The sequence below is a fragment of the Salipiger sp. HF18 genome (genome assembly GCF_011806505.1).
GTDB classification, from domain to species: domain Bacteria; phylum Pseudomonadota; class Alphaproteobacteria; order Rhodobacterales; family Rhodobacteraceae; genus Salipiger; species Salipiger thiooxidans.
The window spans coordinates 1-4465 of record NZ_JAATOS010000333.1 but is presented as its reverse complement, the minus strand read 5'-3'; the positions used below and the strand labels follow the sequence as shown (position 1 = coordinate 4465).

Below are 4465 nucleotides of genomic sequence, written 5' to 3'. Positions count from 1 at the left end.
GGGTCAGGGCCTGCGAGGTGATGATCTCAAGCGTCATGTCAGAAGTCCGGGCGGCGGTGTGGCGCTTTCGGGGAAGAACCCGAGTGTCTTGAACAGCGAACCCATTTCCTCGGGGTGCGTCAACCGGCGATGTGCGGCAATGTGGCTGTCGAGTGCCGGGCCTTCGAGCTTTGCGGCAAGGGCCCGCGCACGATCGGTGATTCCGAGCCGTTCGAGGAAGATGCCCTGCGGCACCAGCGCGGCGGTGGCACAGGGCGCGGCCTGCGCGAGCGCGCCAAAATCCACGTGAGCGGTGAGATCCGCCTCGCCCGGGCAGTCGAGCGGCCCGAGCTTGCGATGGCGGCGGACCGCCTGGAACGTGTCGCCCAGACTTTGGTCGCTGCCGTAGTCGACGATGAGCGCGGCGCCGCCGTGTTCGGCGATGCAGCGGCCGATCTCGGCGGCGATCCCGGTGGCGGGGGCGCAGGTCTCGACCATGTCGCCCTCCTGCGTGTCCGCAAGCCGCGACTCGAGCGCCGCAAGCGCCACCGGCTCGGTAAGCCCGAAGGCCAGCGCGCCATCCTGCACGCCCACGACGCGCTCGGCCCAGCCGCCGCCCACGCGCAGGAACTGCCGGATGGGCAGCGCATCGAAGAACTCGTTCGCAAGCAGGAAGAGCGGCGCATCGGGCAGGTCGGCGACGCTCTCGTGCCAGACCGGCATCAACGGCGCCAGCCGCTGGTGCTGGGCGTCGCGCAAGGTGGGCGAGGCCTCGACGAGGTGCAGCCGCGCCGCCTCGAGCATCCCCGGCAGCGCGCGCATGGCGCGCGTGGCGTCGGCCATCAAGGTCCCCCGCCCCGGCCCGAGCTCGGCCAGGACGAACGGCGCGGGCCGGCCCTGATCGATCCAGCACTGTGCGAGGCAGAGCCCCAGCAGCTCGCCGAACATCTGGCTGATCTCGGGGGCGGTGGTGAAATCGCCCGCCGCGCCCAGCGGGTCGCGGGTGGCGTAATAGCCGTGCTGCGGATGCAGGAGACAGGCCGTCATGTATTCCGCGACGCTCATCGGGCCCTCGGCGGCGATGCGCCGGTGCAGGATCTCGGCCAGCGGGGTCATGCCGTCACACCCGCCGCCGCGCCGCCACCAGCAGCGCCAGCCCTACGAGGATCATCGGCAGCGACAGGATCTGCCCCATGGTGAGCCCCCAGCCGTTCACGTGCCATGCAAGGCCGAGCGGATTGCCGGGCGAGACGAACTGCGCATCCGGCTGCCGTACCAGTTCCACCAGGAAGCGCGCGACGCCGTAGCCCGCGAAGAACACCCCCGCGACGACGCCCGGCGTCTTCAGCGCACCGCGCGCAAAGGCCAGCCAGATCAGCAACCCGCCCAGCACGATGCCCTCGAGCCCGGCCTCGTAGAGCTGCGAGGGATGCCGCGCGCAGAGATCGCCCACCGCCTGCCCGCAGGCCTGCGCCGCCTCGCCCGGGAAGATCACCCCCCACGGCAGGTCGGTCGGCCGCCCCCAGAGCTCGGCGTTGACGAAATTGGCAAGCCGCCCCAGCAGCAGCCCGGGCGGAACCGCCAGCGCCACGGTGTCCGCGGCTGGCAGCAGCGGGATGCGATGGCGCGAGAAGAATGTCAGCGCCGCGACGATCACCCCGATCAGGCCGCCGTGGAAGGACATGCCGCCATGCCAGATCATCAGGATCTCGGCCGGATGACTGAGATAATAGCCCGGCTGGTAGAACAGCACGAAGCCGAGCCGGCCGCCAAGGATGATGCCGAGGATGATCCAGGTCATCAGCTGCTCGAGCTGCTCGGGCGTCATCGGCGGGCGGTCGTCGCGCCAAAGCGTCGCACGCTTCAGCCCCGTCGCCGCCAGTTTCCAGCCCAGCAGGATGCCGGCGATATAGGCCAGCGCGTACCAGCGCAGGGCGAATTCGAAACTGCCGATCGAGATCGAGAACAGCTCGGGCGAGAGCGGCGGGAAAGGAATGGCGGCTTTCATGGGCGCATGAGTGCAATTGCTTTGGCGGGGAAGTCAACATCGCCCACGCGGACTTGAGCCCGGGGCCCACGCGCTCCATATAGAGGCAAGAACGCATCAGGAGGTCACCATGCAGACCCGCAGCAAGGTTTTCGACGACATCTCGCAGCTCATGACCAACGCCATGGGCGTGGCGCAGGGCGCAAAGGAAGAGGCCGAGACCGCCATGAAGTCGATGATCGACCGCTGGCTGGCGGACCGCGACTTCGTCACCCGCGAGGAATTCGACGCCGTCCGCGCCATGGCCCAGAAGGCCCGCGAAGAGAACGAGGCGCTGAAGGCACGCCTCGACGCCCTCGAGAAACGCGCCGACTGAGCGCGCCGCACTGCAGAGCCTCTGTGCCCGTCGATCGCGTCCGGGCGCAGCCGGGGCGCGCGTCTCAGCAGGGTGCCGGATGTCAGCGCCTGCGGACCCGCCCCTTGCGCCTCCCCGGAGCCTGATTCTGCTGGCTCCGGCAGCGTCACGGAGCCATGCGCGGGCCTTGCCTTGCGCGTGATCTGACGCTATAGGCCCCCGGTGGCATTGCGCCACCGATTCAGAAAACCAAGAAACGCCGTGGTTGGCCCGTTCGCTTCGGGGTCACATCCGGCAATGGAGAAGCGACATGAAACTCAACGAACTGCGCGACAATCCGGGCGCAACCCGGTCCAAGAAACGCATCGGCCGCGGCCCGGGCTCGGGCAAGGGCAAGATGGGTGGCCGTGGTATCAAGGGCCAGAAATCCCGTTCGGGCGTGGCCATCAACGGCTACGAAGGCGGCCAGATGCCGCTCTACCAGCGTCTGCCCAAGCGCGGCTTCAACAAGCCGAACCGCAAGGACTACGCTGTCGTCAACCTCGGCCTGATCCAGAAGTTCGTCGACGCGGGCAAGCTCGAAGCCGGCTCGATCACCGAAGAGACCCTCGTCTCGTCGGGCCTCGTGCGCCGCAGGCTGGACGGCATTCGCGTGCTTGCCAAGGGCGAGGTCACCTCGGCCCTCACCATCGAGACCACCGGCGCGTCGAAATCGGCGGTCGAGGCGGTCGAAAAGGCGGGTGGCACGCTGAAAGTTGCGGTGGCGGCAGCCGCCGAATAAGCGGGTTGTGAGCGGTGAGACAGCCGCTTACATAGGACCCCACGTTTTCCACGAACGCCGCCGGAGCCGGAAAGCGCTTCCGGCGGCGTTCTGCCTTCGAGAGGACCCGCATGGCATCCGCTGTGGAACAAATGGCCGCCAACACCAGCTGGGCGGCGCTGGGCAAGGCCACTGACCTTCGCAACCGCATTCTCTTCACCCTCGGCCTGCTGATCGTCTACCGGCTGGGCACGTACATCCCCGTCCCCGGTATCGACGGCGCTGCGCTTCGTAATTTCATGGAGCAGGCAGGCCAGGGAATCGGCGGCATGGTCTCGATGTTCACCGGGGGTGCACTGGGCCGCATGGGCATCTTCGCCCTTGGCATCATGCCCTACATCTCGGCCTCGATCATCGTGCAGCTCCTCGCGGCCATGGTGCCGTTCCTGGAGCAGCTGAAGAAAGAGGGCGAGCAGGGCCGCAAGAAGATCAACCAGTACACCCGCTACGGCACGGTGGCGCTTGCGCTCTTCCAGGCCTACGGCCTCGCGGTCTCTCTCGAGGCGGGCGATCTTGCCCACGATCCGGGCTGGTACTTCCGCGCCGCCGTGGTCATCACCCTCGTGGGCGGCACCATGTTCCTGATGTGGCTGGGCGAGCAGATCACCGCCCGCGGCATCGGCAACGGCATCTCGCTGATCATCTTCGTCGGCATCGTGGCCGAGATCCCCGCCGCCCTGGCCCAGTTCTTCGCCAGCGGTCGCAGCGGTGCGATCAGCCCTGCGATCATACTTGGCGCCCTCTTTATGGTGGTCCTCGTGGTCCTGTTCGTGGTCTTCATGGTTCTCTCTCTTCGAAAGATCACCATCCAGTATCCGCGCCGCCAGGTCGGCATGAAGATGACCGAAGCCCAGCAGTCGCACCTGCCGGTGAAGGTCAACCCGGCGGGCGTCATCCCGGCGATCTTCGCGTCGTCGCTGCTGCTGCTGCCGACCACCATCGCGACTTTCAGCCAGGCGGGTTCGACCGGCCCGGTGATGTCCACGATCCTCGCCTACTTCGGCCCGGGACAACCGCTCTACCTGCTGTTCTTCGCCGCGATGATTGTGTTCTTCGCCTATTTCTACACGTTCAACGTCTCGTTCAAACCTGACGAGGTGGCGGACAACCTCAAGAACCAGAACGGCTTCATCCCCGGCATCCGCCCGGGCAAGAAGACCGCCGATCACCTGGAATACGTGGTGAACCGGATCCTCGTGCTTGGCTCGGCCTACCTGGCCGCGGTCTGCCTGATGCCCGAGATCCTGCGCTCGCAGTTCGCCATTCCGTTCTATTTCGGCGGGACATCGGTTCTCATTGTGGTATCCGTCACGATGGACACCAT

5 protein-coding genes are annotated in these 4465 nt (G+C 67.0%); 3 read left to right on the top strand and 2 right to left on the bottom strand.

Annotation, left to right across the window (positions count from 1 at the left end; all coding sequences use genetic code 11):
* Positions 1-33 precede the first annotated feature (33 nt).
* On the bottom strand, positions 34-1095 hold the full coding sequence (locus tag HC022_RS19825; RefSeq protein ID WP_167453573.1) for a class I SAM-dependent methyltransferase: 1062 nt from the start codon (positions 1093-1095) through the stop codon (positions 34-36).
* Positions 1096-1099: 4 nt separating this feature from the next.
* Positions 1100-1987 (bottom strand): prolipoprotein diacylglyceryl transferase, encoded by an 888-nt coding sequence (gene lgt, locus HC022_RS19820; RefSeq protein WP_167453572.1) that lies wholly within the window; start codon positions 1985-1987, stop codon positions 1100-1102.
* Between the two features lie 109 nt (positions 1988-2096).
* Between lgt and HC022_RS19815 the strand changes: the two genes are divergently transcribed.
* From HC022_RS19815 to secY, 3 genes are all read left to right on the top strand, one after another.
* Positions 2097-2342 (top strand): accessory factor UbiK family protein, encoded by a 246-nt coding sequence (locus HC022_RS19815; RefSeq protein ID WP_008884097.1) that lies wholly within the window; start codon positions 2097-2099, stop codon positions 2340-2342.
* Positions 2343-2631: 289 nt separating this feature from the next.
* Entirely contained in the window at positions 2632-3102 is a 471-nt protein-coding gene (rplO, locus tag HC022_RS19810; RefSeq protein WP_089954725.1) for a 50S ribosomal protein L15, read from the top strand.
* Positions 3103-3212: 110 nt separating this feature from the next.
* Positions 3213-4465 (top strand): preprotein translocase subunit SecY (gene secY / locus HC022_RS19805; protein ID WP_167453571.1); only part of this gene is annotated, 1253 nt, incomplete at its 3' end.